Source organism: Bradyrhizobium sp. CCBAU 51753, assembly GCF_015291565.1.
Classification (GTDB): Bacteria; Pseudomonadota; Alphaproteobacteria; order Rhizobiales; family Xanthobacteraceae; genus Bradyrhizobium; species Bradyrhizobium ivorense.
The window spans coordinates 1966266-1988796 of the sequence record NZ_CP030037.1 but is presented as its reverse complement, the minus strand read 5'-3'; the positions used below and the strand labels follow the sequence as shown (position 1 = coordinate 1988796).

The 22531-nt window shown below is 59.0% G+C and carries 18 protein-coding genes and 3 pseudogenes; 16 read left to right on the top strand and 5 right to left on the bottom strand.

Going from position 1 to position 22531, the window contains the following annotated elements; all coding sequences use genetic code 11:
* Positions 1–45: 45 nt before the first annotated feature.
* On the bottom strand, positions 46–687 hold the full coding sequence (locus XH93_RS09155; protein WP_194473228.1) for a dethiobiotin synthase: 642 nt from the start codon (positions 685–687) through the stop codon (positions 46–48).
* A gap of 900 nt (positions 688–1587) precedes the next feature.
* Positions 1588–1941, bottom strand: coding sequence for an aspartate 1-decarboxylase (panD, locus tag XH93_RS09150; protein ID WP_194473227.1), 354 nt, complete (start codon positions 1939–1941; stop codon positions 1588–1590).
* A 605-nt stretch (positions 1942–2546) separates the two neighbouring features.
* On the opposite strand from panD, the gene XH93_RS09145 reads away from it, so the two are divergent.
* The 9 genes and pseudogenes from XH93_RS09145 to XH93_RS09105 form a co-directional block, all read left to right on the top strand.
* Positions 2547–2906, top strand: a complete 360-nt coding sequence (locus XH93_RS09145) for a Dabb family protein (RefSeq protein WP_194473226.1) — start codon at positions 2547–2549, stop codon at positions 2904–2906.
* 112 nt (positions 2907–3018) lie between these two features.
* On the top strand, positions 3019–4413 hold the full coding sequence (gene pabB / locus XH93_RS09140) for an aminodeoxychorismate synthase component I (RefSeq protein WP_194473225.1): 1395 nt from the start codon (positions 3019–3021) through the stop codon (positions 4411–4413).
* Positions 4410–4994, top strand: a complete 585-nt coding sequence (locus XH93_RS09135; RefSeq protein WP_194473224.1) for an aminodeoxychorismate/anthranilate synthase component II — start codon at positions 4410–4412, stop codon at positions 4992–4994. The genes pabB and XH93_RS09135 overlap by 4 nt, the downstream gene beginning before the upstream one ends.
* Before the next feature lie 117 nt (positions 4995–5111).
* On the top strand, positions 5112–5531 hold the full coding sequence (locus XH93_RS09130) for an Arm DNA-binding domain-containing protein (RefSeq protein ID WP_246799538.1): 420 nt from the start codon (positions 5112–5114) through the stop codon (positions 5529–5531).
* A 107-nt stretch (positions 5532–5638) separates the two neighbouring features.
* Entirely contained in the window at positions 5639–5836 is a 198-nt protein-coding gene (locus tag XH93_RS09125) for a hypothetical protein (RefSeq protein ID WP_371814950.1), read from the top strand.
* A 237-nt stretch (positions 5837–6073) separates the two neighbouring features.
* A complete protein-coding gene (locus XH93_RS09120) occupies positions 6074–6409 on the top strand; it encodes a helix-turn-helix domain-containing protein (protein WP_028132961.1) in 336 nt (111 codons plus the stop codon).
* On the top strand, positions 6402–7649 hold the full coding sequence (locus XH93_RS09115; RefSeq protein WP_194473223.1) for a type II toxin-antitoxin system HipA family toxin: 1248 nt from the start codon (positions 6402–6404) through the stop codon (positions 7647–7649). The genes XH93_RS09120 and XH93_RS09115 overlap by 8 nt, the downstream gene beginning before the upstream one ends.
* A 131-nt stretch (positions 7650–7780) precedes the next feature.
* The gene (locus tag XH93_RS09110) at positions 7781–8125 is read left to right on the top strand and encodes a hypothetical protein (RefSeq protein ID WP_246799537.1); all 345 of its coding nucleotides are present in this window, start codon (positions 7781–7783) and stop codon (positions 8123–8125) included.
* Between the two features lie 215 nt (positions 8126–8340).
* Positions 8341–8504 (top strand): annotated as a pseudogene (locus XH93_RS09105) (IS3 family transposase); the annotation flags it as partial.
* A gap of 1153 nt (positions 8505–9657) precedes the next feature.
* Here XH93_RS09105 and XH93_RS42920 read toward each other — a convergent pair.
* Positions 9658–9884: pseudogene (locus XH93_RS42920) on the bottom strand (hypothetical protein); the annotation flags it as partial.
* A gap of 226 nt (positions 9885–10110) precedes the next feature.
* A pseudogene (locus tag XH93_RS09100) lies at positions 10111–10526 on the bottom strand (recombinase family protein); the annotation flags it as partial.
* Between the two features lie 33 nt (positions 10527–10559).
* Here XH93_RS09100 and XH93_RS09095 point away from each other — a divergent pair.
* Entirely contained in the window at positions 10560–12140 is a 1581-nt protein-coding gene (locus XH93_RS09095; protein WP_194473222.1) for an acyl-CoA dehydrogenase family protein, read from the top strand.
* A 210-nt stretch (positions 12141–12350) separates the two neighbouring features.
* On the top strand, positions 12351–13301 hold the full coding sequence (locus tag XH93_RS09090; protein WP_194473221.1) for an oxygenase MpaB family protein: 951 nt from the start codon (positions 12351–12353) through the stop codon (positions 13299–13301).
* A gap of 156 nt (positions 13302–13457) precedes the next feature.
* Here the strand turns inward: XH93_RS09090 and XH93_RS09085 are convergent, their stop codons facing one another.
* Positions 13458–13754, bottom strand: coding sequence for a hypothetical protein (locus tag XH93_RS09085; protein ID WP_194469608.1), 297 nt, complete (start codon positions 13752–13754; stop codon positions 13458–13460).
* Positions 13755–14051: 297 nt separating this feature from the next.
* Here XH93_RS09085 and XH93_RS09080 point away from each other — a divergent pair, with 297 nt between their 5' ends.
* From XH93_RS09080 to XH93_RS09060, 5 genes are all read left to right on the top strand, one after another.
* On the top strand, positions 14052–14366 hold the full coding sequence (locus tag XH93_RS09080; RefSeq protein ID WP_194473220.1) for a co-chaperone GroES: 315 nt from the start codon (positions 14052–14054) through the stop codon (positions 14364–14366).
* Positions 14367–14456: 90 nt separating this feature from the next.
* Positions 14457–16097 carry a chaperonin GroEL gene (groL, locus tag XH93_RS09075; RefSeq protein ID WP_194473219.1) on the top strand — a complete coding sequence of 547 codons (1641 nt, stop codon included), beginning with the start codon at positions 14457–14459 and terminating at the stop codon, positions 16095–16097.
* A gap of 401 nt (positions 16098–16498) precedes the next feature.
* Complete coding sequence (locus tag XH93_RS09070) at positions 16499–16915, top strand: phasin family protein (RefSeq protein ID WP_246799536.1); 417 nt, start codon at positions 16499–16501, stop codon at positions 16913–16915.
* Between the two features lie 2032 nt (positions 16916–18947).
* Positions 18948–20672: an outer membrane protein gene (locus XH93_RS09065; RefSeq protein ID WP_194473217.1), complete on the top strand. Its 1725-nt coding sequence runs from the start codon at positions 18948–18950 to the stop codon at positions 20670–20672.
* A 299-nt stretch (positions 20673–20971) separates the two neighbouring features.
* The gene (locus XH93_RS09060) at positions 20972–21454 is read left to right on the top strand and encodes a hypothetical protein (protein WP_194473216.1); all 483 of its coding nucleotides are present in this window, start codon (positions 20972–20974) and stop codon (positions 21452–21454) included.
* The last annotated feature ends 1077 nt before the right edge of the window (positions 21455–22531 follow it).

Below are 22531 nucleotides of genomic sequence, written 5' to 3'. Positions count from 1 at the left end.
ATTTTCGTGTCGAGCGGGTTGCGCAAGCGGTCGACGACTTCTTCATTAGCGTAGTGGCTTGAAATCCTCGCACCGGAATGAGGCCTTGAACGCGGCTTGCAGCGCGTCCGCCGACAGAGGAGCAATCCAGGGCAGTCGCCCTAGCCAACGCACCCGGCCGATCTCGCAAATTGCTCTCACAGCATCAGCGTTCTTTTCGCCAACGAAGGCAATTCCTAGAACGTCGATCTGGCGTTTTCGGAGAACCTCTATGGACAGCAGTGAATAATTGATAGTCCCCACAGCTGTGCTCGCGCAGAGCACGACAGGAAGTCGCCATCTCTCGAAGACGTCAATGTAAAGCGTGCCGCAATTCAATGGCTCCATCAGTCCTCCGGTCCCCTCGATCACGAGTGGATGCTCTCCGTTGCCCGGCACGTCGAACGGATCCGCGTTGATGCGAACTTCTTCAATCTCGGCGGAATGATGCGGCTGAACCGCCTTTCGCAGACAATAGCGCTCGGGCACGATGCGATCGGAGGAAAGGCCGCTAAGCCGAGCGACGCACTCGCTGTCAGTCTCTCCTTCGACGCCGACCTGGATCGGCTTCCAGAAGTTGGCGCCGAGGAGATTAACCAGCCCCGCGCAGAAAACCGTCTTTCCGACTCCAGCGCCTGTACCGGCCACCACAATCCGCTGTTGTCTCATCGAGCTTGACCTTTTGTCTTCCAGACCACGGCAATCCACAATTGTACGCGCGTCGCTCCACCATGTTCAGTGCCAGCGACAATTTATCGTCGACCCGCTTGATGCCAAATAGCAGCAACACGACATGCCAGATACCTTTCGCGTTCATTGCCACATCGCTCCTGATGGCCTTGCCCAGCGTGCCAACTCATATGGTTGAACCGAGAACTCCGCCGCCTGCGCAATTGCGCTCTCCTTAGTTGCATTTTTCGCGATGTGTCAGGTTAAGATTGTTATCGGCCGACAAACACTGTCCGGACCGAACGGAGGCATCCACATCCGGCAGGGTGTATCCCAATAGATGCATAACGGTACGTTTCGAACGATCGCTGTACGATCGGTGCCTGAGTTCACCACCCGCTTTGGCATCGTCGCAATAGTGCGAAATCGTACACCTAGCAGCGCATATCGGCCGACGAAGTGATTAGTGCGTTCTCGACTTGTGCACGGGAGCATCCACAAGGACGCCGAGCGGGGCCGGCCCAAGTATGGTACAGGAAACTACGATGATCGTGCTAACGAACGGGAGTTTCCGTTCCAAAGACACCTTCCGTTCCGAAACTTTCGTGCTCCTCGCAATTGCCGATCAGAAGCCGCCCCCGTCAGCCACCCGCCGGCCGGCTCGATATAGACGGATTGGCCTGTTGTATGTGGACGCCTCGCCGGCGCAGGACAATCGTCCGATGAATCATAGATCCGGCTCCCGGCCCGAGACTGCGCAGCGGGTTTATTTCAAAGCGCGCACAGCCGCGACATCGCTTGACCCACCTTGGCCGACCGGATCCGTTGGCTCTGATGTCGAGCGGCATCGAGCACAAGGTCCAGTGCTCAACGAAGATCAACGGCTCGGCGTTGTCGCTTTCATGCCGACAACATCCGGTTTTTTTGATCGACCAGCACAACGCGCGGCTTGAATGTATTCGCTTCCGCCTCGTCAAAAGACGCATAAGCAACAATAATCACCTTGTCTCCGCTCATCGCGAGCCGCGCGGCCGCACCATTTAGACCTATCGTGCCCGATCCTTCCGGCGCCTCAATCACATAGGTGGCGAACCGCGCTCCCGTTTCGATATTGTAGATTTCGACGCGTTCGTTGATCAAGAATCCTGCCGCATTCAGCAGGATCCGATCTATCGATATCGAGCCCTCATAGTGCAGATCGGCTTGGGTCACGGAGGCGCGATGGATTTTTCCCTTCATCAACGTAACCTGCATGGATCTCTTACCCCAATGTCTATGCACAGTGCACTGCAGCTCTGGCTTGAGAGTTGCGGGCCTGGCAATTGTGTGGCGTCGGCTTACGGGATTTTGTTGGTCAAAAGCAAGCCGCCGACAATTGTGATCACGTCGCAAAGACCAACGGCTGCACTTTCGTCCATTATGTACTTCTTTCTGGCACCGTGATCCGGCTCTCACGACCAGCCTTGTAAACGGTCAGCACCAGCGTTCCTGGCATTCTGCGCGCCAGCGATTACATCGGTCTCGGACAGCTGGTCGGTCTTGCGAGGTTCCGGCATGAACGCTCTGCCGGAAACATCAGGTCGGCGCCGACTGGTGATCTCGCTGCGCAATGAGGCGCCCAAAACTCACCTTAGGCCATTTGGCACCGATCGAGCGCGCCTTGATCTACCGCGCGCTAACACCGCTGCGTTCGCGATGGCGACTACAGGTGGCTGACGACGGCCTCCGATCCCGATGATCGCTCGATTCTACAGGCTCACCGAACGAGCCACGTTAATCAGAACGCCTTTGCAGCGTTGCGCTAAGCTTCATCCCGATATAAGAACGCGACCAAATTGCAGCGCCACGTTTGCGGCCACATGATCCGTCACATCGTATTCTTCACAGCAAAGGATGAGGACGGGATCGACCAAATCCTTGAAGGTCTATCCGTTCTCACGTCTATCCCACATGCCCGCCGGCTCGAGGTTGCGCGCAACCGCAAGAGCGATCAGCTCGGCAACGAGATCGACGTAGTTGTATACGGTGAGTTCGACAGCGAGGCGGAACTCGATGCGTACAAAACGCACGATTTGTATCGAGAGGCAATCCGGTGCGTCCGGCCAGTTCGGGAGCTGCGGTTTGCCGCTGACTACGAGCTATCAACAGACGTCCATTTCGCTGGAACGGGAGGGTTAAGCCAAGTTGCGCAACGTCGCCGACCAGGTGGCCGCGACTAGCTTGATGATCAGCCTCGAGGTTTTGTACGTGTCGGACGAAAATAATCCTTGTTTGCGATGGCACCACGGTGAGTCGGCCTCACCGCCCGCTGATCGTCGGTAACCGATCGCCATGCACGTGCGCGAGTTGCAGTGGATCGAGCCCATCAAGGCGTTGCGATGCTTTGCGCAGCGGCCGCAGCTTACCTTTCTCGATAGCGCGGCAGGCCATGAGCTGCTTGGGCGCTACTCATATCTGGCCTGCGAACCGTTCAGCACCTACTCTGTCGCCAATGGACAGGCAAGCTGGAATGGGGAGGCGCTTACTGGCGATCCGTGGACGGTCCTCCGCGACCTTCTCGCCAGATACCGAGAAGCGCATCGCCCCGATCTCCCGCCGTTCCAGAGCGGCGCTGCGGGTTTCCTTGCTTACGATCTGAACCGAACGCTGGAGCGGCTGCCGGCGCCGTCAATTCCCGGTCTCCGGTTGCCCCAATCGATACTGCATTTCTATGATGTGGTGGTCAGCTTCGATCACCGGGACCACAGGTGTTGGATCGTCTCGACCGGATGGCCGGAGCAAGACCCCGTTCGACGAACGGAGCGCGCCCGTCGTCGGGCCGACGAGTTTGAAGCGCTGCTTGCCAGACCAAAGTTGCCGCGGATTATAATCCCCAGCACGGCAGGCGCCTGGAATTCGAACTTTAGCCGTGAACGTTTCGTGGCTGCGGTCCAACGCGTCATCGAGCTGATTCTGGCCGGGGAGATATTCCAGGCGAACATCGCGCAATGCTTCAGTGCCAAGGTGTCGCCACTGTTCGATCCGCTCACCTTCTATTGCCAGCTCCGGTCATTGAACCCGGCACCGTTTGCAGCCCTCTTGCGCTATGACAAGCTGACGATCGCATCGAGTTCTCCAGAGCGCTTTCTTAAACTTGATGGACGACAGGTCGAAACGCGCCCCATCAAGGGCACAATCGCACGTTCCGCTGATGCCGAGGAAGATCGGCGTCGTGCCGAAATCCTTGTTGCGTCCGAAAAGGACCGTGCCGAGAACATCATGATCGTCGACCTGTTGCGCAATGATCTATCACGCGCTTGTACAGACCATTCGGTCGAGCTTGCAGCACTGTGCAACCTTGAATCCTATGCCTCAGTGCACCACCTCGTCTCGATCGTCAGAGGCGCACTTGCTGCAGGCCAGGACGCTGTCAGTCTGCTTCGCGCCTGTTTTCCGGGCGGCTCCGTGACCGGTGCTCCAAAGGTGCGAGCAATGGAAATCATTGCGGACATCGAGGGAATGGCTCGAGAGGTCTATTGCGGGGCGATCGGCTTCATCGGATTCAATGGACACATGGACACAAACATTGCGATTCGCACTGTGATGATCGATGACGACTTGGCCATGTTTCATGCAGGCGGCGGAATAACGGCGATGTCGAATCCTGAAGCCGAATATGACGAGACGCTTGCCAAGGCACAGCGGATCTTTGACGCCTTTGGTGCCGATCGATCTGGTGCTCCTTGATTATCATCATCGACAATTACGACTCCTTTGTCTTCAACATTGCGCGCTATTTCCGCAAGCTTGGCGCCGATACGGAAGTAATCCGCAATGACGCAATCAGCTTCGCCGAACTCGAAGCGCTCAAGCCGCGTGCAATCGTCATCTCGCCCGGTCCCTCCACGCCAACGCAGGCCGGCATATCCACTGTCACTGTCCGCGAATTTTCGGGTCGTGTCCCAATTCTTGGCATCTGCCTTGGGCACCAGTGTATTGCGAGCGCCTTCGGCGGACGCGTGGCGCGTGCACGTTGTCCCATGCACGGCCGAGCCTCACACATAACCCATGACGGCCGAGGCTTGTTCGAGCAACTCCCGTCTCCGCTTTCTGTTGGGCGCTACCATTCTCTGACGGTCGAACTCGATGAGCCAGACATGCCGTATCTCAAGGTGACGGCCCGGTCAAACGAAGGCGAGATTATGGCCTTGGGACATCGGCATCACCCAACCTATGGCGTACAGTTTCACCCGGAGTCCGTCCTTTCGGAACAAGGTGACGTGCTGCTTAAGAATTTCTTGCGATTGGCAGACAGTTTCCGAGCCTGAATTGGAGACTTTATCGCGCGCTGACGGCTAGTTCGCAAAACATACCAGCTAGTCCCTCACCTACCCGCCCGCACCATCCCACGCCTCACGGCCGAAGGAAATCAGAGCATCGGCTCTGTGATTGTCACCGCGGTGCTTCCCCCGTGCTTCCCGGAGGAAAATGAGCGGTCAGATCATGTGCAAAACCCTAGCAGGCTGGAACCCCAGGCGGCCGAATACACCGTCTGGGACGGGAAGCTGCCGGGCTTCGGCGTGAGGGCACGCCCCACCGGGGCAAAGTCGTTCATCATCGTCTACCGGGCGGGATCCGGCCGAACGGCCCCGGTCCGCCGATTCACCGTCGGCAAGATGGCGCCGGACGCCGCCCGGACCCTAGGCAAGAGCCTGCTGGGGATGGTGGCAAACGGCGCCGACCCAGCCGCCGAGAAACGCGCCAAGCGGCCCAAACAGGATCAGCTCACATTCGACGAGTTCGCCCAGCTATACCTTGACCAGTACGCCAAGGTTGAGCACGGAGAAAAAGCTGCCCACCCATAGCCAAGGCTCCGGCAACATTTTCGCTGATCTCGGCCTGCCCAATGCTGAGGAGCACCAGCTCAAGGCCGCTCTCGTCGTTCAGCTCAAACGGCTGTGGTCGCAATGACATGCGCGACGATCTCGACAAAGAACGAAAGTTCATGGTCCGCCAGTGGGCCAAGCGGGAGACGCAGATACTGGCGGTTATCGACTCCACGGTTGGAATGGTCGGAGACCTTCAGGCCATCGCAGGCAAGGCCATGCCTGAGAGCCTCGACCTTCCACTGCTGGAAGATAGCATCGTCACTGAGCGGGAGGCCGGATGAGGGAGCGCGAACAGCTCGCGCTCACAGGTAATGGGCTCACCTCAACCCTCGGTCACGAGATGCTAATATCGACTTTCGGAGATTACACCGGTTTCTGAAGTTCTGAACCAACAGGCCTTCTTCCTGGCCGATTATATACGCTTTGGCGGACACCTCCCTACCATAATACCGGTCCTGCTAGAGTATTTGTAAGCTTCGTGCTACATATTTGGCAAATCTGTAGCGTGAAGGTACCAAATGCCGACCCCACACAACCCTCCCGCCGCCGTTCGACGGGCCCTGCGCAAGCTCGGCGCCGACATCCACGATGCCCGGCGGCGCCGGCGGCTGCCGATGGCGGTCGTCGCCGAGCGCGCCTTCACGTCCCGCTCGACGCTGCAAAGAGTCGAGGCCGGCGACACCAACGTCAGTATCGGCATCTACGCCGGCGTTCTTCAGGCGCTCGGCTTGCTCGACGGCCTGATCAAGGTCGCGGACATCAGCAACGACAGCGTCGGCCAGGCGCTCGCCAGCGCCGAGCTGCCAAAGCATATCCACCTCAAGCGCAAGACCGGAGCCTCAAGCAATGGCTGACTTCGAGGTGCATATCGATCTCGGCGGCCGCACGCGCCGCATCGGACTGGCAAGGAGCAATCGTGCCCGAGGCTCAGAGACCATCCTCTTCGAATACGATAGCGCGTGGCTTGACGATCCGGACCGGTTCTCACTGGAACCCGTCCTCGCCCTGACGCGCGGCGCCTTTGCTCCTCCTGCCGGACTGGCCACGTTCGGCTCCATCGGCGACTCCGCGCCTGACACCTGGGGCCGCCGTCTCATGCAGCGCGCCGAACGCCGCCTCGCCGACCGCGAGGGCCGCGCGGTTCGCACGCTTGCAGAAAGTGACTATCTGCTCGGTGTTGCCGATGAAACGCGACTTGGCGCACTCCGCTTCCGCTGGGTCGGCGAAGAAACCTTCCAGGCGCCGATCCGCGCTGGTGTGCCCGCCCTGATCGAACTCGGGCGACTGCTCCAGATTACCGAGCGCATTCTCCGCGACGAGGAAACGGACGACGATCTCCAGCTCATCCTCGCGCCCGGCTCTTCCCTCGGCGGTGCCCGGCCGAAGGCCTCGGTCGTCGACCAGCACGGCAATCTCTCGATCGCCAAGTTTCCGAAGGAGACCGACGGCTACAGCATGGAGGCCTGGGAGGGGATTGCACTGCGGCTCGCCAGCAAGGCCGGCATCGCCACTCCGCAACACGAACTGATCGACGTGGCCGGCAAGGCCGTCATGCTGTCACGCCGTTTCGATCGCAACAACGCCGTCCGCATCCCGTTCCTGTCCGCCATGGCGATGATGGGCGCCAAAGACGGCGAGCGCGGAAGCTATCCGGAGATTGTCGACGCTCTCGCGCAACATGGTGCGCAAGGAAAGACGGACGCTCACGCCCTCTACCGGCGTGTCGTCTTCAACGTGATGATCTCCAATGTCGATGATCATCTGCGCAACCATGGTTTCCTCTGGTTGGGAAAGACGGGATGGTCGCTCTCGCCGGCTTACGACCTCAATCCCGTCCCCACCGATGTGAAGGCGCGGGTGCTGACGACGAACATCGACCTCGATGAAGGCACCTGCTCGCTCGATCTGCTCGAAGCCGCGTCGGAATATTTTGGGCTTACGCTGCCGCAGGCCCGCGCGATCATCAAGGAGGTCGCGACAGCGACCGCGACCTGGCGCGACACGGCCAAAGCCGTCGGCATCCGCGCGGCCGAAATCAACCGCATGGCCAGTGCGTTCGAGCACGACGATCTCAAACGGGCGCTAGCGCTTTGACACGGACATTTCTTCATAGCTTCGACCCTGCAGCCGCGAGCCCGGTGGCCGGCTCGACCGTCGATCTTCTCCGATATCGAGGATGCCGGAATTAGGGAGGAATTGCAGACACTCGGCGCCGCCTATGGCGCGTGGTCCATTCTCGACGCGCTGCTGCGCCCACCGGCGCGGGAACGCCTTTTGTCTTCAAGGAGCCCCTAGGACAGGCGCGCGAAGTCAAGGTCGCGCTCTCGGGTCTGTTTGGACGCTTCGTCGCCCGCGCCTATCTCGAACAACACCTCAATCTTTCGATCTTTGCACATCTCGGCAGCCGAACCATCGACTTGGACCGCCGCAGACACGTCAGGGTCAAGCGCCTGTTTCGCGGCGAGCTGCCCGATTGGATCGCCTGCGCCTCTGATCTTTCCTCCCTAACGGTGGCCGAGGCAAAAGGCTGCCATGATGTCGGAGGCCCCGCACGATTCCATCGCGGGTGAAATAACGAGGCCCCGGAATGTTGCAATCACCAAAAACCAATAGGGGCCAATGCCAGAGGTAAAGCGGATAGCTGATCAGGCCGACACCGACGTGGCCGTCGACGCCAAGCAGTACGGCTTTCGCTGCCGTCAATGCCTGATCTCTCCTGCCAGACCGGCGTCCGCTGGTAGCGATATGGGGCGACTCCACTGCCTCCGCGCTGATACCAGGCTTTCGCAGCCACTCGTCGCTGAAATACCTCACCCTGCGGCCTATGCCGCCCACCTCACCGCAACGGACGACCGGCTCCGCAACCCCGACCAGCTCCGCCGATCGTCCGTTGCTCCACCCGCGCCACTTGGCGTACAAAACTCCGAGACTCTAACCGCTGCGGGATGAAAACTCAGTGGCAGGTCATGACCTTGTGAAGATGTGACAAGAAGGCGCGAAAGAGCCCGGTTGGTACGCCCCGTACTCAAGTTTTTCTTTTCGTGCAGTCTCAATTGAATTACTTGGGGCCTGCATTGCGCAGACCTCTTCGCACGACCTCCATTCGATGAGGGGGCGGATCATTTGTAGTCTGGCCGCAAGGACGCTTATTCGAGATCCGCCAAGAGATTGGCGGTGCCATGCGGTAGGTCTTGCTGCCGCTGCCCTTACGGGCGTTTCCTCCCTTGACTTGGCCGCCGGTCCTGTAGGACCGGCGGTCCTCTTCGGTATCTAACTCTTCATGATCGAGAAATTATGGATCAATCTGCACTCGACGGACGTGAAGCCGGACAGAAGCAACGCGTGTTATTGGGGTTGAAGTAGTTTATGCAACACAGAGGCGTGCAATTCAGCATTCGGGAAGCATTGCCGGGCGAATGGCGCTACAGTTTCAAGATCGATGGCAAGACGATCAGTGGCAAGACCCAAACGCGATTGCAGCTTCTTGCGGTCCGTAGGGTCAAGGATCGCATTAATCGTGAACTGAATCGCGGCGCGGAAAGTCAGAGTTGATATTGGCGTGGGTGCCTCTCTCAGACGCGCGGCTCGGCGGGGCTGCACCAGCGGCGCGGCTATACGCACCTAAGGTGCACGTCGCTGATCCTAGGTATGTCGCTCCCAGTCTGTACAGAAAGCCGAGCGTGTATCGGCCAATCTATGTGCCACGCAATCCGGTCTACGCTAGTCCGGCGCGCCGAGCCTCCGAACGGTTCGTGAGGCTTCACGGGCGTAGGATAGGCATCCCGGCGCTTGCTGGACTGACGGCACCCGCAATCATCGACGTACCGGGCGTGGGCGAGATGATCGTTCCAAAGGACGTGTATACGACGATCTATCCTCTCCTTATTTCGGAAGATCAGGCAGACCAGGAGCGCGCATTCACGCTGCTAAAGGAGCGTTCCGAACGCGATCCGGACAGTCTCGTGCAACAGTCGATAGTTCCCGCACCTCCAATGAAGGACCCCTGCCCAGACTGCCAAGACGACAAGGTCGAGGTGGTGCACACCTGCCGACCAATCGGCGAGTGCGACACGTCCGAACGGTTGGTGAATATGTTGCATTTTCACTTCCCACCAGTGGGAACCGACGCGTGCTCAGCCTCAGCAGGCGGGTACCACGGTCTACCGCTGTTCAGCAAAGACCTACAGAACCCGGGCGTAAGCTTGCCTCGGAGGATCACGACCTTTTCGTGCCCAATCGCAGCTCGATGGCCTGCCAGTGTCGATCGTAGCCGCGCCGTTCATTGGACTTCACATGACAAGCGGCGAAGTCGGCGTGACCAAGTGTCGATCTTCCCTTCGCAACCGATCGATTGAACTCACATATATCGTCTTGAAAGCGCTTGGCCTGACTTTGATCCTGGTCTCAGCGGGATTTTGTCCGCATCGTCGCTCCATGCTGTTCTGACCGCCCCCCATCAATCGCCTCTGCAGATCCTGCTTTCCCGAAGAGCTTGCCGATCCACAGATAGCAGTTCAGGGCATCGAATTGCCCTAGCGTTTGGCTGCGAGCAAGCCCGCCCGCGGGCGCGGGCCAAAGCTAACCCGGCGCGCGCGCTCGGAGATCAGGTCGCGCTCAAACTCCGCAAGCGCCGCGAATATGCCGAAATTAAACTTGCCGCTGGGATGGTGTCGATTGCTGAACCCCGACCACACAGGCCACGGAAGCCGATGCCGCGCTTGCCCAGGTCGTGAACGGTATTGATGAGATGGCGCAGATCGCGACAAAGCCGATCCAGCTTCCACACCACCAGGATGTAGCCCGGGCGCAGCGCCTTCAGGCAAGCCGCCAGCCCCGGCCGATCATCGCGGCGGCCGGAAGCCCGGTCAGGTGATCGGATTTGATGCCAGCAGCAAGCAAAGCATCTTTCTGCAAGTCCAAAGTTTGAGAGCCATCCGCTTTTGAGACCTCGCCCGCATCCCAATATACCAACGTGTAATCGAGCCAGCCACGGGGATGATTGGCATGAATAGCGCATTCAATCATTATGGCTTAATGTCTATGTACACTCAATTTTACCCGCTATTCGGGGAGTCGCAGGAACGTACAGCTGAAGGTGCTGGACCTACCCTATACTCCAGTTTAATCGATGACCTGAGTCAGTTGAATTTCGCAGATGCGGATGACCGTCGGGCATTCCCTCCCACCCTACACAGCATATTTGCAAGGCATGGACTGTTCGGGCTCACTACACAAGCGGAGCACGGCGGATTAGCTCTTCCCTTGAAAGAGGCAATCGACCTCATCTCCGCCACCGCATCCTTTGATATCTCGGCTGCCTCTACCCTCGTCATCCATAACTTCCTGGCCTTGCCCTGCATCGAAGCGGCGTCGCACGTCCCTGAACAAAGGCAGGTCATGTGGGGTGCAACACGCGGCGACCTTTGCGCTTTCGCTTTGACAGAGCCTGGAGCTGGCTCTGCCCCGCGGCATATAGAGGCCTCGGCTTTTATGCACGAAGATCGAGTTCGCATCACTGGCCGCAAAATCTGGATTGGCCTCGCTGACTGGGCTCGCTGGATCGTTTGCTTTGCCCGAGCCTCTGGTCCAGATGCGAAAGGTCGGCTCGTTGGTATATTAGTTGATAGGCAGGCTCCGGGTCTAAAGGTCACCCACGAGCATCGCACACTGGGTTTGCGTGGCATTATCCAAAATACTCTGGAGTTCCAAGATGTCGAGGTGCCGAGCGCTTACGTGCTCTCTCGCGACCAAGACGGCTGGGGAGCAGCAGCATCTAGTATGAACCGCGGGCGTATCGGTGTGGCGGCAATGGGTCTTGGAGCCCTTGAGCGCGCTATCCAGGTTGCAGCCTCTTATGCAAGCCATCGTCGACTAGGTAAGCTGCGGATGATTGAGAACAGCTATATCGAGCAGTTATTTGGGCAGATGGTACTCCGGCGCGAAGTAGTGAAGGCAATGCTGGATGCTTCCTGCCGACTTGTCTCAGCGCAGGGCGCGCCCAACGTCCACCTTGCATCGGCAACGAAGGTTTTGTCGTCGGAGTGGTGCGGCCTCGTCGCTGATCAATGTGTCCAACTGTTGGGTGGCCGTGGATACGATGAGGGAACGCCTGTCGCTAAAATCTATCGAGACGCCCGCATTCTCCGTATCTTCGAAGGTCCGACCGAGACGCTCCTATCACATCTCGGCCGCTGCCTTCTCTCTCGAGCCACACGTGACGAAATAGCCGATCTTTTTCTGTCTCTTGGTGCGGCGCCAGTCCATGCTGCTGCAATTGAGGAACTCTCTGGGCTCAACGAGACAGACGGTGCGGTGCTAGTCTATGCGGGCTGGCTCACCACACTAGGACTGGCACAAGCTGTCATGTCTGCTGGTTGCTCCTCCGCCTCAGATTGTGCCGCAGCCGCCGCTGACCTGGTCAGTTCCGAATTCGCAACTCTTCGCACTCGCGCGCCGGCGCGCCTATGTTTCGAAGGCCGCATTCGCGCTAGTCGGACTCTGAATGCCTTTCTTCAAGACGCAGCTTCTTCCATCCGCTCCCCTGTCCTCACAGACGATTACCTCAAATTGGAGCAGTATGTCTAATGTCTCGCTAGCAAGCGGAGCGAGGAGGTCCATCCTATAGTTGCCGGCATTGCGAGCACGCCGATTCACGCTCGATGCTCAGCGAGCGCTTGCCACGCCAACAATCGGGCGGATCAAGACCGCCTGTCCTCCGAAGGCGGCGGCTTGCTGAATTGCTATAGACTGCACAGACCAGTGGAATACCCCCCGTCTGCTTCGAAAGGTGCGCATTTGGTCACCGAAAGCGACCTGGAGTTCGCTCTTGATTTCGTCCGGGCTCGGGCCGCCGGACCGGTCGAGGGCATTTTTGGTCCAGGCTCGATGACCTGGCGGATCGACCGAGAAGCCATCACCTTTTTGGGTGCCGGTCGTGCCTTGCTGCTTCAACTGGCGCATCCCTGGGTCGCCGCCGCGGTGGCCGAGCACTCGCGGACCTTCGCGGATCCGATCGGTCGCTTCCATCGAACCTTTGACGTGGTGTTTACGATGGTGTTCGGCTCGCTCGATGCGTCCCTTACCGCTGCCCGGCAGCTGCACCGCCGCCATACCATGATCGTCGGCCGCCTGCCCGAAGCAATTGGTCCGTTCGAGAGCGGCTCGCCATACCGCGCCAACGAGGTCGCAGCGTTGCGCTGGGTTCACGCGACCCTTGTCGACACCGCTCTGGCCGTCCACGACCTGATCCTGCCTCCGTTCTCGGTCGAAGAACGCGAGCACTATTGGGCCGAAAGCCGGCTGTTTGGGGCGTTGTTCGGGTTGACTCCGAGCGACTTGCCGGCGGATTGGGATTCATTTGCTGCCTACACGGCAGCGATGATGCAATCGGATACATTGTCGGTCAGCACCGCCGCGCGCGAGGTGGCCCGGCAGATCTTCGCCGGTGGACGACCGTGGTTGCGGTTACCGCGCTGGTATCAAACCCTGAGTGCCGAGTCGCTGCCGGACCGATTGCGCACCGGCTTCGGATTTGCCTTTGACGCACGCGACAGGAAGGCTGCAGAGCGTGCCGTTGCGCGGATACGACGCATCTATCCCAAAATACCGACCCAGCTCCGCTACGTCGGCCCTTACCAGGAAGCTCAGGCGCGACTACAGGGGAAGTCGCAGCTTGGCTGCACAACCCGGTGCCTGAACAGGGCCTGGATAGGACGCCCCCAGCTGGATGACCGCTGGAATAGGTGAAGGTGTCCCGGACTGCCGCAGACGTTCGCATGCGGCCGACCGCCGCCTGCCGCGATCCCAATCGGCCCACCGACTACCGCCTTCGGGTTACAGGCGGCGATAGAGGCCCGCACACAGAGAAGTCTGGTTCTCCCGCGGCAACCGACGCGCGGAAGACTACGCATCAGATTCTATTTTCACCAAAACTTCCCCAGCGATGATTTCGGGGTCTCCAAGATTAAGGTCATGCAGGCTTGCTTGAACGAAATCCAGCACTTTATCGTTCGCAGCATTAGCGCTTTCGCGGTCATCGAATATCATCACAGCGATACCGACGCCATCGCCCCCATCCAATACGTAATAAGATCTGAATCCGTGCGATTCTCTTAGGATCTGACCGATGCCGCTTTTGGCGCGGCGAGCAGCGTCCGCAACCGAACGAACGTTGGTGTACTTTCGAATGAACATGTACATCAGTCACCCATGTATCTCAGTCCTAACCCGCGCATCAAAGCATATTGGGCCGGCGCTGGACTAGGAACGTACTTCCGCGTGGGGTCATTTGCGTCGATCTAGTATGCCCGCGGTCACGTCCGATCTCCCAAAAGAGCCGTAGTCAAAGTGAGGGGCGCGGTTCGACACCAAGGGCCAACAGGCGACATGGGTCGAAGCCCTTGCGCCGGAGTGTCACGGACTTATGTGAGGAGCGGTGAGCACTCGCGCATTGCGACTGCCAATCCAGCAATAATCACAAAAGCCAAGGAGGATCGCATGAAATTTCGTCCGCTTCACGACCGCATCGTGGTCAAGCGCATCGACGCCGAAGAGAAGACCGCTGGCGGCATCATCATTCCGGACACTGCCAAGGAAAAGCCCTGCCAGGGCGAAGTGACCGCCGTCGGCCCCGGTGGTCGCGACGAAGCTGGCAAGCTGATCCCGATCGACCTCAAGGTAGGCGATCGGGTCCTGTTCGGCAAGTGGTCCGGCACCGAGGTCAAGATCGACGGCCAGGAGCTTCTGATCATGAAGGAGAGCGACATCATGGGCGTTCTCACCGACGTTTCCGGCTCCAGGAAGGCGGCCTAACGCTGACCGCCGCAAGCGCTCACCCCTGAGGAGCACCTGTCGATGCTGCCTCGCAGGTGAGAGACGAATTTCAATTCAGGGAGGACAAACATGTCAGCTAAAGAGGTCAAACTAGGTGTCGATGCCCGCGATCGCATGCTGCGTGGCGTAGACATCCTTGCCAATGCGGTGAAGGTCACCCTCGGTCCGAAGGGCCGCAACGTCGTCCTCGAAAAGTCGTTCGGTGCGCCCCGCATCACCAAGGACGGCGTTGCCGTCGCCAAGGAGATCGAGCTCGAGGACAAGTTCGAGAACATGGGCGCCCAGATGGTGCGCGAAGTTGCGTCGAAGGCGGCGGATGCTGCCGGCGACGGCACCACCACCGCGACCGTACTGGCTGCCGCGATCGTCCGTGAAGGCGCCAAATCGGTTGCCGCCGGCATGAACCCGATGGATCTGAAGCGCGGTATCGATCTCGCGGTCGAAGCCGTTGTCGCGGATCTGGAAAAGAACTCCAAGAAAGTGACTTCGAACGAGGAGATCGCGCAGGTCGGCACCATTTCGGCCAACGGCGATGCCGAGATCGGCAAGTTCCTCGCCGACGCCATGAAGAAGGTCGGCAACGAGGGCGTGATCACGGTCGAGGAAGCCAAGTCGCTCGAGACCGAGCTCGACGTCGTCGAGGGCATGCAGTTCGATCGCGGCTACATCTCGCCCTACTTCGTCACCAACGCCGACAAGATGCGCGCCGAGATGGAGGATGCCTACATCTTGATATACGAGAAGAAGCTCTCCTCGCTGAACGAGCTGCTGCCGCTGCTCGAGGCCGTGGTGCAGACCGGCAAGCCGCTGGTCATCGTCGCCGAGGACGTCGAAGGCGAGGCGCTGGCCACCCTGGTCGTCAACCGCCTGCGTGGCGGCCTGAAGGTCGCGGCCGTCAAGGCTCCGGGCTTCGGCGATCGCCGCAAGGCCATGCTGCAGGACATCGCGATCCTGACCGGCGGCCAGGCGATCTCGGAAGACCTCGGCATCAAGCTCGAGAACGTCACGCTGCAGATGCTCGGCCGTGCCAAGAAGGTGATGATCGACAAGGAGAACACCACGATCGTCAACGGCGCCGGCAAGAAGGCCGACATCGACGCCCGCGTTGCCCAGATCAAAGCGCAGATCGAGGAAACCACCTCGGACTACGACCGTGAGAAGCTGCAGGAGCGTCTGGCCAAGCTCGCGGGCGGCGTCGCGGTGATCCGCGTCGGCGGCGCGACCGAAGTCGAGGTGAAGGAGCGCAAGGATCGCGTGGATGACGCGATGCACGCGACCCGCGCGGCTGTCGAGGAAGGCATCCTGCCGGGCGGCGGCGTCGCCCTGCTCCGGGCCTCCGAACACCTCAAGGGCATCCGCACCAAGAACGACGACCAGAAGACTGGCGTCGAGATCGTGCGCAAGGCGCTGTCGGCTCCGGCCCGCCAGATCGCGATCAACGCGGGCGAGGATGGTTCCGTCATTGTTGGCAAGATCCTGGAGAAGGACCAGTACCCGTTTGGCTTCGACAGTCAGACCGGCGAGTATGTCAATCTCGTCAGCAAGGGCATCATCGATCCGACCAAGGTCGTGCGCACTGCGATCCAGAACGCTGCCTCGGTTGCAGCGCTGCTGATCACCACGGAAGCGATGGTCGCCGAGCTGCCGAAGAAGAACGCCGGTGGCCCCGCGATGCCCCCGGCCGGCGGCATGGGTGGCATGGACTTCTAAAGTCCGCGCTCAAGCGATCCAAGAAATGCACCCCCCGGCAGCGATGCCGGGGCTTTTGTTTGCACGCGAACTGCCCGGGTCCTCCGCGCAGCGCAGCCAATGCAGATGATGCTTCGCACGACCTCACGCGGAGCCTTTCGCTGCTCACAGCACGCACGTTATGCACAACATTCTGCGTAAATATACGTTAGCTTGAATTGACAATCTCAAAAGATTTTCCACGAGAGTCGCAAACCGAACCGACAGTCGTGCCTTCGTCCCGCAGAGTAGTGTCGGGGCGGGATCGAAGCTCACCCAAAACTCAGAATCGAACACGGAGCGTCAGCGCTGTCGTGACGCATGCAAGCGTTGCGAGGAATGCTTTCGCGCGAGAAGGGGACTGCGCCTTGAATGAAAGTGAAATGAAAGTCACGGTGAACGGCACAAACATCTTCGGAATGCCGTTGTTGGGTTTCCCGAAGATCGCATTGCCCGGAGTGGTCGGTGATCTAGCTGCGGAGAGCTTTGCTCGCGCGCGCACCTCTGAACACATGACCGAGGCGTTGAGCGAAACGTACTCGCGCAACGCGGCCGTCGCGACCGATTACGGACTCAAGGTGCTCGAAATCTCTCACGCCAATACCGCCTTCGCGTTCGATTTGTTCGCCCATCTGCTTGGCAGCGGGTCGGCGTCCGAGGTCTTGACCTTGTCCACCGAGCAAGCCCGCAAGGCCTTCGACCAGAACGAGGAATTGTGGAAGCTCGGCCAGAGGCTTGCGACAGACATGCGCGGGCAAGTCAAGAAGCACTTCGACAGGACTCTCCATCACGCCGCCTAAGGACGGCGGGCCGGCTGGCACAGCAGGCTTACGGCTCCACGCCGGCTCTAAACCTTTATATAGTTGAACATGAGGTCGGTTGATCGCTACAATTGTTTTCGCGTCTTCCTTGACCCCACTTGGCTGACGCACCTTCCAAGTTGACGGCCCTGGCCTGCCCCGCCGGGGCCGTCTTCTTTGAGTCCGTCCGGGTGCGACGGCGCCAAAAAAGCCGAAAGACCCAGCGAGCCAGGAGACCTGCTGCGACAGAACGAGCGACCTCGGTCGGGGCGACGCACTTATCGGAGGGATCCTCGACGCGGCCCAGCTTGGCCTTTAGGTTGAGCTTCAAAGCTTTGGCTCCGGAAGGCCGTTGCCCGTGGAGTTCATGTGCCGATGGTAGCTATCCTCATTCCCTTGGTTTTCTCGGCCGCGCCTATCAGCTACCGCCGCGTATGACGGCGTCGCGGGAGCTCTCGAATATCAGATATGATCGCTCGGCGGCGGATAGAACGCCCTTGAGCTGCCATGCCGGATTACGCAGCTAGCGTTGGCAAAGAAACGATCGCCATGCTCGATCCGTTCGACGGAATCGAGAATGGGCTATCGGCTCACGATAAAAGTGCTCCAGCAGGCTTTCGATTTATTTTCCGTTGAGAAATGGTATATCCTATCGGTCCGTTGAAGCTGCTCGCCATGATTGTGAGAGCCTAGCGGAACTCGGCGGGACTATGGAAGGCCGCTCCGTTATCTTACGGGACGCCAAAGGGCACTGGTCCCCGGGGCTTTGCTGAGAGAAGCGATGGGCGCAACCTCAGCATCGCCCAGCTTGACACCCAATTCATCCGTTAGTGGCGACCTAAAGCAAGACGGTCTCGCATGGGTCCCATGAACTCTCGCTCCACTTCGGCTGAAGTAACTATCTGCGCTGCTGTTCGTGCCTCTGATGGAAAGATCGTCAGAGGCTACCGGCACAATGCTGCTATCGATCCAAGCGGTGGACAGGCATGAAAGCGGAGATCCATACGGAGAAGATCAGGGATTCGTCACCTCAACAAGTGGTTCGCGAATCGACACGAACCCTATCGGATGCATTCTCCCGACGGCGCGGGCCCGACGAGCTTCGCAGCGACGACTCCTATTGAAACTTTGCGTAGGTGCGCAGCCAGAGACCGACATCAGACTGCGATTGAGAACACATGCGGATCGGTTGGACGCGAGACACACGCAATGGTCATGTTTTTACTAGCCCTCTGCTTCCTTTGTCCTTCCAGTCGTATGCGCTCAGCCGGCGAATGTCCGACAGATACTGAATTGAAGGGGGCTTACTGCCTCGGTTGGCCCGGGTCTCAGTTGAAAATGGCGCAAACCGATCGGGCGGCCGCGCTCACCGCCGACGCTGTTGCTGAACGAGCGACGCATCTCCTAGACTATCTCGGGGCAAGGGGGTTGGGCGCAAAACCGAAGGATAATACGGCGTCACCTTTTGCCGTCCGACACGCCTCAGTGGAGATCGGAGAAAGCCGGCGTGTAGGTGAAGCTCTGCCCCAGAAAGGCTGCAGCGCCCAGGAAGCGATGCTAAACTGTCCAATGTAGAGGAGCAGCTGGAAAGGCCGGTGAGCTGATCGTGATATTCGAAGGCGGGGGCGATCCGATCACCGCAGTGATCAGGGGCGCTAAGCACGAATGTCTGATCTCATTCGGCAGTGTCCGGTTGATAACACATCTGTCCGGAACCCCAGCACTACAAGTAGTCAGCCTGACAGTTGTGAAGGCTGTGACCTTCATTGCTCGTCATCCTGTGATGAGGAACGGCGCGGCTTCGCCCGAGCCCCACTTGGACGCGCAGTGTAGGGCGGGCAAGCTCACCGACAGAGCCAGACATAAAGTCTTACGCGTTGCCGCGTAAACGATGTCGCGGTCGACACTCTGGAACGCCCACCGCGATCACTGGCATGGATTCTGCAGACCATAAACGGCATGCAAGCGACATCACAACGTCGGCTGTTTGATGTTCGTTGGAATGGCGCGCACGTCGTGTTCGTGAGGTGATATGCGATCTGGAGTTCTCGTTTGGGGCGCGGCAATTGCACTTGCCGCGTGCGGTATTGCTCATTCTGCGGATCTCGATCCGGTGGCGAAGCTCCCGCCTGCACTGTGGAGCTGGACCGGAGGGTACATTGGCGTGCACGGCGGCGGAGGTTATGGCCGAACATCCTTCAGTGATCCCTATGGCCCATCAATCTATGGTGACATCGTCAGCACCCCCGCATTCTTGGCCGGAGGTCAGGTCGGCTACAACTGGCAAACGGACCGTTGGGTTATAGGCGCCGAACTCGATGCGAGCCATGCTGTCTCCGATGGTACCAACAGCTGTCTTGCTTTCTCGGGCGCTGTTGTGATCGCCACTTGCAAGGTAAGCCCAGATGTTTTTGTCACAGGGACTGCTCGTGTGGGTTACGCACTGGGCCTACGAGGCCAAACGTTCGGCTACATCAAGGCGGGCGTGGCTTGGCAACACAACCGAGGCAACATCGCCAACAACAACGAGTTCGACGGGCGCTTTGCCGGCTTCCCGCAGCATACAATGCACTTCGATTATGGTCGCCTGGGTTGGACAGTCGGAGTCGGTCTTGAGCAAGCGCTAACGCCCGCTTGGTCTGTCAAATTCGAGTACGACTACATGGGTTTTGATGGGACGCATCAGGCGACCCCTCCGACCGTGCAATTCCCGCCCCCCGCCATCATTGCCGCCAGCACAACCAGCTTGTCCAGCAACTATCACATCGGAAAGATCGGATTGAATTACCATTTCGGCGGCGACGCGAGCGGGACGGAATGGTTCGACGCATCGGTCTATCCGGGACGAGCGGCCGCCAAAACAATAAAGCCTGTTTTCGATACGGGCGGCTGGTCGTTCGAAGGGGGCTCGCGGGTCTGGCTCAGCAGAGGCACATTCCAGTGGGACTACACGAATCCGCCCCCGATATCCGGAGATAGCGGCATCCCCAATTCCAGGCTCACCTATCACGGCTTGGACGGCATTTCCGGCGAGCTGTTCGCACGGCTTGATAGTCCCTGGGGGATATTCCTGAAGGGCAACGTTGGCGTCGGACGCTTCAACAAGGGAAGGATGAACGACGAGGATTCGAGCACCGGCAGTACGGCCTATAGCAACACTCTGTCAGATCAGGCCAACGGACGATTCATGTACTACACAGCCGATGTCGGTTACGATTTTATGCGCGGTAGCACCTACAAGCTGGGCGCATTTATCGGTGGTACTTACTTCGGCCAGAAGTCGGATTCGATCGCATGCGTGCAGACAGCCTCGCCATACGGGGCATGCGCGGTTCCGGTCCGGCAAATCATCGGCAGTCAAGATGCCAATTGGGATGCGCTGCGCGTCGGGCTTAACGCCGAGACTATGCTGTTTGAGGACTGGCGCTTGAGCGCAGATGTTGCTTACCTGCCATGGACCGACTTCACCGGTCGCGATAACCATCTCCTCCGTCCTGAAACAACTTTCTACGATCAGCGCGGGCAAGGTGGCGGGGGCGTACAGATCGAAGGAACGCTGTCGTACTTCCTCAGCAGAAATTTCAGTATCGGCGTCGGCGCTCGGTACTGGGCAATGTGGACCAAGAACGACAGCGATGTCATATTCAACTGCAGCGGCTGCAGCGGCCGAGGCACGCTCATCCAGATCCCTGCACTCGCGAAGTACAGCATGGAGCGATGGGGTACCTTCTTTGAAGCGTCCTACAAGTTTGAGTGAATTGGTCTGCAAGCGCATAAGTCTTATAGCTAACCTAATCGATGCACGATGAAAGCCCGCAACGTGTTGGCTGCGCGGCGCCGCTGCCTCAGGGCGAACCGCCCACCGGAGGGCAGTTGCCGAGTTTCGAGCAGCCTTCTTGCCGGGAAAGATGAGTCCGGATGAATCGTCGGCAGCCAATTCGAATGCAGAGATGGTTCTCGTACCTTTGTTACTCCGCAATCATCTTCTCTTCGCCTTCGCCCGCATTGGCAGCCGATGTGCGGCGGGCCAGCATGCCAATGACGGACTGCGCGACAGTGAAGAACAACAAGCAACGCTTGCTGTGCTTCGATAAAGCGGCCGCAGCCCTAAAGACAGCTCGCTTTCTTAGGAAATTGGGGACGGCTCATCTTAAAGAGATCGTTGCCAACCCCGGCCAGACCGCTCTCAAAATCCATGATCCAGACCACCTTGATGTCGCCCCTGGAACGTTCATTGATAGGCTTGTCGAGATCCGAAACGTGAGATGCCTCTACTCGACTGATGGCTACCGCTGCATTGCACATCGGCGCGGAATGGCTCCTGTTGTTTTCGCCCAGGCTCTCGAACCAGCGGCAGAACGGGAAAGGCTGAAAACCGACTGCGCCCAGCTCGATAGTCTCCTGTCTGCCGCCTGCAAAAGGAATATTCGGATAGTCACGACTGACTACAGGGGAGATTTCTTGCGCGATTTTGCAAAGGGCCTTGTCCTGAAGGTGCCGAAAATTGAAATAATAGCGGCGTCGCCACCGAAGCGATAGCTGAAAGTAGGAGAGGTCCTGTTCGGGAGGCTTTCCGCTTGGAGGAGCGGGTCAGTGCCAGCGCGGAATGAGCCGGCGACGATGATTCTGGGGCACTATCCATTGCTGCGCCGCGCTTGCAAGAAGCTCGACGCGCCGAGACTTACTAATCAACGGCGGTGTGTTCGTTTTTGCCACCGTGTACTTGCTACTTTACGCGCTATCGCGGCTCCGCCGCAGACAGTCCTCTTAGCTCGCACACGTCCACCTCGTCGTCCCGCCTCTTTCGTGTCCATCTACCCATAGTACTCGACGATCTCCAGTTTTGCGCGGCGACCGCTTATCAAGCTCACGGGGATAACCTCGCCAACGAGGCATTCGCTCTCAATGATAAACAGATCGCCGACATAGCCAGGCCCGCTCCACAAAGTCGAACCTCACACAATAAAGCGGCGCAAGGATATCGAACATTTCTTCCTTGGCTTTCCGCCCCCCAACGCTCCCAAAGCGGTTCGACTGCGGCAATCTCCATCAACTCGTTCTTCGTAACAGCTCGTGGCCTCTTGTTCATAAAGGCTGCGGTGATGGCTAATGAAGATATTGTACATCCTTAGCGCTAAGCATCAATGGAGCGGCATCTCCGGCGTTTCTTTCAATAAGCTGTCAAGCAGACGATAACTAATACCCGATAATCGTCCCTGATCCAGGAGACGATGGTGTGAAACTGCATCGCGCGTCTTTGTTCTGGGTGACGGACGAGCACGATCTCCCGCCTCCACTCGTTCACAGCTCGCGGCCACAATTGCTTCAGGATCTGATCTTTCGACGTTCCGCCCCGCGATCCGGGACCTGCCAAGCGCGTCCGGGCCTCGGTGGCGAGGCGGAGGCATCGCGAAGAGCGTCCATACGGTCGATTGGGCATTTACTCTACTCACCCGCGGCACTGCGCAGTTTACGACGAAAATCAGTCTAGTCCTATCGGCCTAAATCCGTCTGCCCGTCAGCTTCTGGAAAGCTGAGCGCCACACCATGAAAGCGCGGATGCCTAGAGGGCGATGCCGCCCAGCGAACGCAGCGGACGTGCACCTTTCGGGGCAC

Bases quoted from the DNA above. Each gene is read 5' to 3' on its own strand.
- XH93_RS09155 (WP_194473228.1), bottom strand. From the start codon at position 687: ATGAGACAACAGCGGATTGTGGTGGCCGGTACAGGCGCTGGAGTCGGA.
- panD (WP_194473227.1), bottom strand. From the start codon at position 1,941: ATGCAGGTTACGTTGATGAAGGGAAAAATCCATCGCGCCTCCGTGACC.
- XH93_RS09145 (WP_194473226.1), top strand. From the start codon at position 2,547: ATGATCCGTCACATCGTATTCTTCACAGCAAAGGATGAGGACGGGATC.
- pabB (WP_194473225.1), top strand. From the start codon at position 3,019: ATGCACGTGCGCGAGTTGCAGTGGATCGAGCCCATCAAGGCGTTGCGA.
- XH93_RS09125 (WP_371814950.1), top strand. From the start codon at position 5,639: ATGCGCGACGATCTCGACAAAGAACGAAAGTTCATGGTCCGCCAGTGG.
- XH93_RS09120 (WP_028132961.1), top strand. From the start codon at position 6,074: ATGCCGACCCCACACAACCCTCCCGCCGCCGTTCGACGGGCCCTGCGC.
- XH93_RS09115 (WP_194473223.1), top strand. From the start codon at position 6,402: ATGGCTGACTTCGAGGTGCATATCGATCTCGGCGGCCGCACGCGCCGC.
- XH93_RS09095 (WP_194473222.1), top strand. From the start codon at position 10,560: ATGAATAGCGCATTCAATCATTATGGCTTAATGTCTATGTACACTCAA.
- XH93_RS09085 (WP_194469608.1), bottom strand. From the start codon at position 13,754: ATGTACATGTTCATTCGAAAGTACACCAACGTTCGTTCGGTTGCGGAC.
- XH93_RS09080 (WP_194473220.1), top strand. From the start codon at position 14,052: ATGAAATTTCGTCCGCTTCACGACCGCATCGTGGTCAAGCGCATCGAC.
- groL (WP_194473219.1), top strand. From the start codon at position 14,457: ATGTCAGCTAAAGAGGTCAAACTAGGTGTCGATGCCCGCGATCGCATG.
- XH93_RS09070 (WP_246799536.1), top strand. From the start codon at position 16,499: ATGAAAGTCACGGTGAACGGCACAAACATCTTCGGAATGCCGTTGTTG.
- XH93_RS09065 (WP_194473217.1), top strand. From the start codon at position 18,948: ATGCGATCTGGAGTTCTCGTTTGGGGCGCGGCAATTGCACTTGCCGCG.